The sequence below is a fragment of the Burkholderia sp. Ac-20392 genome, from assembly GCF_017104585.1.
Taxonomy (GTDB): domain Bacteria; phylum Pseudomonadota; class Gammaproteobacteria; order Burkholderiales; family Burkholderiaceae; genus Burkholderia; species Burkholderia lata.
On sequence record NZ_JAAGPB010000446.1, the window covers coordinates 1 to 6,867 of the forward strand.

The 6,867-nt window shown below is 68.3% G+C and carries 8 protein-coding genes; 4 read left to right on the forward strand and 4 right to left on the reverse strand.

Annotation, left to right across the window (positions count from 1 at the left end; translation table 11 throughout):
• Together G3N99_RS31525 and G3N99_RS31530 are read left to right on the forward strand one after the other, a co-directional pair.
• Nucleotides 1–468: FAD-dependent oxidoreductase (locus G3N99_RS31525; RefSeq protein WP_206124340.1), on the forward strand; the 468-nt coding region annotated here is incomplete at its 5' end.
• A 36-nt stretch (nt 469–504) separates the two neighbouring features.
• Nucleotides 505–1,656, forward strand: a complete 1,152-nt coding sequence (locus G3N99_RS31530) for a branched-chain amino acid ABC transporter substrate-binding protein (RefSeq protein WP_174984654.1) — start codon at nt 505–507, stop codon at nt 1,654–1,656.
• 30 nt (nt 1,657–1,686) lie between these two features.
• Here the strand turns inward: G3N99_RS31530 and G3N99_RS31535 are convergent, their stop codons facing one another.
• Together G3N99_RS31535 and G3N99_RS31540 are read right to left on the reverse strand one after the other, a co-directional pair.
• Complete coding sequence (locus G3N99_RS31535; protein WP_174984656.1) at nt 1,687–2,598, reverse strand: hypothetical protein; 912 nt, start codon at nt 2,596–2,598, stop codon at nt 1,687–1,689.
• Between the two features lie 88 nt (nt 2,599–2,686).
• Nucleotides 2,687–3,010: a TfoX/Sxy family protein gene (locus tag G3N99_RS31540; protein ID WP_206124341.1), complete on the reverse strand. Its 324-nt coding sequence runs from the start codon at nt 3,008–3,010 to the stop codon at nt 2,687–2,689.
• Nucleotides 3,011–3,296: 286 nt separating this feature from the next.
• On the opposite strand from G3N99_RS31540, the gene G3N99_RS31545 reads away from it, so the two are divergent.
• Nucleotides 3,297–3,863, forward strand: a complete 567-nt coding sequence (locus G3N99_RS31545) for an SMI1/KNR4 family protein (RefSeq protein ID WP_174932697.1) — start codon at nt 3,297–3,299, stop codon at nt 3,861–3,863.
• Between the two features lie 60 nt (nt 3,864–3,923).
• Here G3N99_RS31545 and G3N99_RS31550 read toward each other — a convergent pair whose 3' ends face one another.
• Nucleotides 3,924–4,856 carry a GlxA family transcriptional regulator gene (locus G3N99_RS31550; RefSeq protein WP_206124342.1) on the reverse strand — a complete coding sequence of 311 codons (933 nt, stop codon included), beginning with the start codon at nt 4,854–4,856 and terminating at the stop codon, nt 3,924–3,926.
• 84 nt (nt 4,857–4,940) lie between these two features.
• Here G3N99_RS31550 and G3N99_RS31555 point away from each other — a divergent pair, with 84 nt between their 5' ends.
• A complete protein-coding gene (locus tag G3N99_RS31555) occupies nt 4,941–5,657 on the forward strand; it encodes a DJ-1/PfpI family protein (RefSeq protein WP_206124343.1) in 717 nt (238 codons plus the stop codon).
• A 39-nt stretch (nt 5,658–5,696) separates the two neighbouring features.
• On the opposite strand, the gene G3N99_RS31560 is transcribed toward G3N99_RS31555, so the two are convergent.
• Nucleotides 5,697–6,867, reverse strand: a 1,171-nt coding sequence (locus G3N99_RS31560) for a tyrosine-type recombinase/integrase (RefSeq protein ID WP_206124344.1), incomplete at its 5' end; no start/stop codon positions are given.

Here is a 6,867-nt window from a genome sequence, read left to right on the forward strand (position 1 = left end):
TCCTTCGCGGCCGCGTGCGGCGACACGGTGCCGCTCGATACCGAGCGCGGTTATCACGTGCAGTTCGGCACGCCTGAGCCGATCGTCACGCGGCCGGTCGGCTGGGCCGAGCGCGGTTTCTACATGACGCCGCTCGACGAAGGGCTGCGTGCGGCCGGCACCGTCGAACTCGGCGGCTTCGACGCGCCGATGAATCCGTCGCTCGTCGCACTGCTCACGCGTTCCGCACGCGAAGCCGTGCCGTCGCTCGGCACACCGACGCGCAGCTGGCTCGGCTTCCGGCCGACGCTGCCGGACGGCGTGCCCGTGATCGGCCGCGCCCGACGCAGCGCGCGCGTGATTCATGCATTCGGTCATCAGCATCTCGGCGTGACGCTCGCCGGCATCACCGGGCAAATCGTCGCCGACCTCGTCGCCCAGCGCGCGCCGCCGCTGGACCTCACGCCGTACCGGGCCGCGCGATTCTGACGCGCGCCGCGACTTCCACCCTTGCAAGGAGGCATCATGAATCGTCGTAACTGGCTGGCATGGCTGGCGCTCTGCTCGATCGGCACCGTCGCCGCATCCGCGCAGGCCGCTGATCCGGAAACCATCAAGATCGGCTTCGCCGGCCCACTGACGGGGCCCGTCGCGCGCGTCGGCAAGGATCTGCAATACGGTGCGCAACTCGCGCTCGACGAAGAAAACGCGAAACATCCGACCGTGGGCGGCAAGCCCGTGCGCTTCGTGCTCGACGTGCAGGACGACCAGGCCGATCCGCGCATCGCGATCCAGGTCGCGCAGAAGCTCGTCGACGACGGTGTGGTCGGCGTGGTCGGTCACTACAACTCGGGTTGCAGCATTCCGGCGTCGGCCGTCTACAAGCAGGCGAACGTCGCGATGATTACGCCCGGCTCGACCAATCCGCAGCTGACGATGCAGGGCTTCAAGAACGTGTTCCGCACGATGGGGCACGACGGCGTCGGCGGCGTGGTGGCCGGCCGCTTCGCGGTCGAGCAGTTGAAGGCGAAGCGGATCGGCATCATCGACGATCGCACCGCCTTCGGGCAGGGGCTCGCCGACGCGTTCGAGAAAGGCGTGAAGGACGCGCACGGCAGCGTCGTCGGTCGCGAATACACGAACGACAAGGCCGTCGATTTTCGCGGCATCCTGACCACGATGAAGAGCAACAACATCGACCTGCTGTTCTTCGGCGGGCTCGACGAACAGGGTGCGATGCTCGTCAAGCAGATGCGCTCGCTCGGCATCCGCGCGCAACTGTTCGGCGCCGGCGCACTGAAAAGCAATGCATTCCTGAAGATCGCCGGCAGCTCGGGCGAAGGCACGCAGGATCTCGAACCGGGGCCCGCGCTCGACAAGCTGCCGTCGGCCGTCGCGTTCGCGCAGCGCTACAAGGCGCGCTTCAACCAGGACGTCGAGCTGTATGCGCCGTTCGCGTACGACGCCGCGCTCGCGATGATCGCGGCGGTCCACAAGGCCGATTCGACCGATCGCGGCAAGATCGTCGCGAGCCTGCCCGGCGTGTCGGTCACCGGCGTGACCGGGAAGATCTCGTTCGACGAGCGCGGCGACCTGATCAAGCCGCCGTACACGCTGTTCCGCGTCGAACAGGGGCAGTGGCACAGCATCCGCACGGTCGGCGGCGCGTCGAACTGATCGACGCCGAGCAGCCGGCAGCAGGCGGCGTCACCGCGCCGCCTGCTGCCGCTGCACCTCCTGCGCTTTCATCTGCATATAGGCGCCGCGCTCGACTTCGTGCAGTTGCTGCGGATACTGCTCGGTCGCGTCGAACCAGCGCGTGAGGCGCTGGTCGAGCGGCTTGTCGAGCGTCGCGAGATAGGTGTCGATCGCGAGGTAGTAGCGCATCGTGTTGCGCTCCAGCAGCCCGCGCACGCCGCCGATGTACTGTGGCTGCGCGGCCGATCCGCCACTGACGGTCGTGAAGCCGACCTTGTCGCTGCCGACGGTCGCGAGGTAGGTCTTCATCGCCATGCGGCCGACCGTGCCGAAGCCATACGAATACGTGAGATGCAGGAACGTGCGCGACCCGCCGACCGGCACGGCCTCCAGCGCGATCCGGTAATCCTTCGTGCCCATCGGGCCGCTGTCGGCGGTCAGGTCGACCTGGAAATAGTCGGGCGTCGCGGCCGCCACGCGATAGCGGAACTGCACGCGATAGGTGTCCGACAGCTTCTGCTGGATCTTGCGGCCGAGGTTCACGTCGAGCACCGGGCCATTGCTGCCGGTCGACGCGTGGCAATACTTCGTGTTCAGGTGCAGGATCAGCACCGCACACCAGTTCGCGGGGCCCTGCGCCGGATCGTCGAGCTGGCCGCTCACGACCGTGTACGGATAGTCGACCACCGCGTAGATGTCGCCCTTCAGCGACGACGACGCTTCCGCCGATTCGAGGACCAGCGGCCGGTGAAACGCGTTGTCCTTCAGTTGCGGGCCGAGGCTGCGGTAACGCTCGAGCAGCGTCGCCGCATCGTCCGCGCCGAACGACAGCGCGCTCCAGCCCGCGCACAGGGCCGCGACGAGCGCGTGCCGGGCGCGGCGAGCAAGCCGCGTGCCGCGCGGATGTCCGGATGTGTTCATTCTTGTGCTCCCACCGGATGCGCGATGGTCGCGCACATGTGACACAGAATACGCCTGGCCGCAGCGCAACATGGCACGCGAAAACCCGTCATCGGCTCCGCTTCACCGGCACCGGCAACTGCGCGGCGGTGATCCGGATCAGCGCCGACAGCCATTCGCGATCGTCCCAGCGCTCGCCGGAGATGACGAGATGCGGCTTCGCGCCCGGATACGGCGAATCTTCTTCACACGTGCCGAGAAACGCGCGGCCTTCGGGCGTCGGCTTGACGAACAGCCGATCGTCGCAGACGAGCGCGGCCATCTTGCCGTCGCAATAGATGCCGTATTCACCGAACATCTTGCGCGCCGATACGGTGCCGGCCGCCGCCATCTGCTCGACGATGAAATCGACTGTGCTTTGGCTCGATGCCATTTGCAGTTCCCCTCAAAAAAGTTTATGACCGCGGCGTGCGCCGGACCGTTCCGCGTGATTGGCGGATACGCTGCGATGCGTCATCCCTTGGCCGGTGGAGCGCGCATTCAGGCACGTGCGATTGCAATCGCCCGCCCCTCCTGACATCCCTGACAGTTGCATTACGGCGCGGTGAATCGTCCAATAGCGCTTCACAAAAATTGTGCTTCGCCGACGTGCCGAGAGAGCGGCACGGGCCAGCCGACCGGATCGCGGTGCGCCCCGAAGCATCTCTACAAGGAACCCGATGAACGTACCCGACACATCCATTGCCGGCGCAACCGTCCCCGCCGTTCGCGAAACCTGGCAACGCATCGAAGGCTGGATCGCCGCCGATCCGGCACGCCTGCCCGGCGGACTCAACGGGCCGGCCCCGGAGCACGCGATCGCCGCATTGCATGCCGCGCTGGGCGCGACGCTGCCGGACGACCTGCTGGAAAGCCTCCGGCTGCACGACGGACAAACCGATCCGAACGCCGTCTTCGCCGAACACGACGCATTGCTGAGCGCGCATGAAATCCTCGCGCAATGGTCGATCTGGAACCAGCTCGTTTCCGGCGGCGACTTCGACGACATGACGTCCGACCCGGCCGCCGGCATCCGCGACGACTGGTACAACCTCAAGTGGATTCCGTTCACGCACGACGGTAGCGGCAATCATCTGTGCGTCGACCTCGATCCCGCGGAAGGCGGCACGGTCGGGCAAGTGATCCGGGTCTGGCATGACGACGAGCAACGTGAACGCGTCGCCGCCAGTTTTACGGAATGGCTCGCCCGCGTGGCCGCGGAACGTGACGATCCGGAAGGCGACTGAGCGGCCAGCAAGAAGCGGATCGACACGTCGCGCCGCAACGCCGTGCTCGACCACGCCCGCCTACGACCGCAGCGCCGACGGCGCGACGCCCAGCCAGCGCTGGAAACTGCGCCGCATGTTCTCCGTATCGCCAAACCCGCACTCGTTCGCCACGCGCTGCAGCGACGCCGCCCCGCTTTCCAGCGCGGCGCGGGCGGCTTCCACGCGCAGTTTCTCGACGGCCTTGGCCGGCGTGAGGCCGGTTTCCGTCTGGAACGCCCGAGCGAATTGACGCGGGCTCATGCACGCCTGCTCGGCCAGGTCGCTCACGCGCAAACGCGCGCCGAGATTGCGGCGAATGTAGTCGAGCAACGGCTTGAAGCGCCCTTGCGCACTGTCGAGCTCGATCAGCGCCGAGAATTGTGACTGCCCGCCGGGGCGCCGGTAGTACACGACCAGCCGTTTCGCGACCGCGCGCGCCAACCGCTCGCCACGATCCTCGCCGATCAGCGCGAGCGTCAGGTCGATGCCGGCCGTGATGCCCGCACTCGTCCAGAACGGCCCGTCATTCACGTAGATCCGGTCGAGCGCCAGCCGCACCTGTGGAAACGCCTGCGCGAAGCGCTCGCCGCAGCCCCAGTGCGTGGTCGCGAGCCGGCCGTCCAGCACACCAGCCGCCGCCAGCAGCAGGCTGCCCGAACAGACGCTCGCCACGCGGATGCCGCGCGCCGCACAGCGGCGGACGAACGCGCACGTCGCTTCGTCGACCATCGCGGCATCGACGCCATCGCCACCCGCGACCAGCAACGTATCGACGTCCGCCACCTCCGGCAGCGGCTCGGCCTGCCAGCTCACGCCGGACGAACTGCGGACCAGCCCCGGCTGCGCCGCGACGATGCGAACCGCGTAATACGGCGTGCGCGCGTAGTCGGCCATCTCGAATGCGGCAACGGGCCCGGCGGCATCGAGCAACTGGAAGCCGGGATACACGAGCATGGCAACGCGATGGGTCATGGCAGAAAGTGCGGGAGAAATGACATTGCGACGGACGGTGCACGGCCCGATGCTACAAGCCGTTCATGTCTTCGGGAGATCGTGATGGCCACCACACCATTCATCGTCGTATTCGCATTGTTCGATCATGTCACGCAACTCGATTTCACCGGGCCGGACGAAGTGTTCTGGCGTCTGCCGGGCGCCCGGATTCACCCGGCCTCGGTGCGCGGCGGATCGATTCGCGCGGACAGCGGCCTGATCCTTGCGGAGGTCGAGCGGCTCGCCGACATCGTGCACGCCGATCTCGTCTGCGTGCCGGGCGGGCTCGGCGTGATCGACGCGATCGCCGACGATGCGTTCGTCCGCGAGGTGCGCCGGCTCGCGCTGGGCGCCCGCTATGTTACCTCCGTGTGCAGCGGGTCGCTGGTGCTCGGCGCGGCCGGGTTGCTGCAAGGGCGGCGGGCTGCCTGCCACTGGGCATGGCGCGACCTGCTGCCGCCGTTCGGCGCGATCGTCGACGACGGGCGCGTGGTGCGTGACGGCCCGGTCATCACGGGCGGCGGCGTCACCGCCGGCATCGACATGGCGCTGTCGGTGATGGCCGATATCGCCGGCCCGGCCTACGCGCAAGCGGTGCAGCTCGGCATCGAATACGCGCCCGAGCCGCCGTTCGACTGCGGACGTCCCGAGCGTGCCGCGCCGGACATTCTCGCGTCGGTATCCGCGCTGTTCGAGCGCGTGCGGCCCGATCGTCATGCGGTCGTGGCGCGTGCAGCGCAGAAACTCGCGCAGCCGGACGCAGGTCGACAGGCGACATGACGACGCGCGGGCAGCCCCTGCCCGCTCCGCACGACGCGATTACTTGTCTGCCGCAAACGCGCTCGACATCTGCCGCGCCCGCTTCACGTCGTCGCCGTGCAGGTAAATCGACGTCGTCGAGATCGATGCATGTCGCAGGTTGTCGCGCACGGTCGTCAACTCCGCGCCGCGCGCCAACGCGTGCGTCGCATGCGTATGTCGCATCCAGTGCGGGCTCGCCTGCCGCAGCTTCTGTGCGAGCGCGGGGTTGTCGGCATCGACCTGATCGGCCGTCTGCGCGAAGAAACGCTGCATCACCTTCCACAGCCGCACGCTCGTGATCGCGGCCGCGCCGTCTTCCGCGAGGCTCGGGATCAGCGGCGTGTCGGGCCGCCAGCGCGACGGCGTGACCGGCAGCCGCCGTGCGACCAGAAAACGGTCGAGGCCGGTACGCGCAAGCGGCGGCAGCGCGACGCGTGCGGCCTTGCTGCCTTTGCCGATCACCTTCAGCCACGCGTCGCCGTGCACATCGGTCTCGATGTCGCCGAGCGTCGCGCCGACCAGTTCGCTCGCGCGCAGCCCGGTCGCATAGCCGAAATCGAGAATGAAGCGCAGCCGTTGCGCGGCGGCCGGCGTCCAGCCCGACTGCGGCGCGGCCGTCTTGCTCTTGCGGAACTCGAGCCCGTCGGCGATCGTGCGCACGAGCAGCCACTCGCCTTCGGTGAACGCGTGCGATGTGTCGAGTGCGTTCGCGCCGCGCGTGTCGCGCACCTTGACGCCCGCGAACGGATTCGCGAGCAGGTAGCGCTGCTCGATCAGCCAGCGGAACAGCGCGCCGAGCACCGACAGCGTGTACGCGGCCGAGCGTGCGGACAGCGCGCCCGAGAACGGCCGCCAGTCCGGCGCACCGCGCGGCCGCACGGGCCCGACCCAGCGTTCGTGTGGCGTCGGGCGCCGCACGAACGCGCGATACGCGACCGCATCCTCGGTCGTCAGCGACGACAACGCACGGCCGCGCTCGACGATCGCCCACAGGATCAGCCGCTCGGCCTCCTTCCGGTACGCACGCCGCGTCGCGGCCGATTCATGCAGCGACAGCCACGCGTGCACGGCCGCGTAATCGTTGTCCGCATCGAGCGTGCTGGTCGCGCGCGGCGCGCGGAACGTGCCGGCCGAGCCGTCGACCTCGTGCGGCAGCTTCAGTTGCTCCCACGGCACGATGCTGCCGCGC